Source organism: Gemmiger formicilis (assembly GCF_024462815.1).
Classification (GTDB): domain Bacteria; phylum Bacillota; class Clostridia; order Oscillospirales; family Ruminococcaceae; genus Gemmiger.
Genome location: NZ_JANGCG010000080.1, coordinates 1 through 255 on the forward strand (window position 1 = coordinate 1; position 255 = coordinate 255).

Below are 255 nucleotides of genomic sequence, written 5' to 3' on the forward strand. Positions count from 1 at the left end.
GACGAAAGTGTTGATCTGGATTTGCTCGCCCGTCAAACTCCGGGATTCAGTGGGGCAGATATTGCCAATGTATGTAATGAAGCAGCACTGATCGCCGCCCGCCATGGTAAGAATGCGGTTGGGAAACAAGATTTTCTAGATGCTGTAGACCGTATTATCGGTGGTTTGGAAAAGAAAACCAAAATCATGACTGCCGAAGAAAAGCGTACTATTGCCTTACACGAAGCCGGTCACGCTACGCTGTCTTGGTTTTTG

The 255-nt window shown here is 47.5% G+C and carries 1 pseudogene; it reads left to right on the top strand.

The features are described 5' to 3' along the window. Positions 1-255: pseudogene (locus NE623_RS14575) on the top strand (ATP-dependent zinc metalloprotease FtsH); the annotation flags it as partial.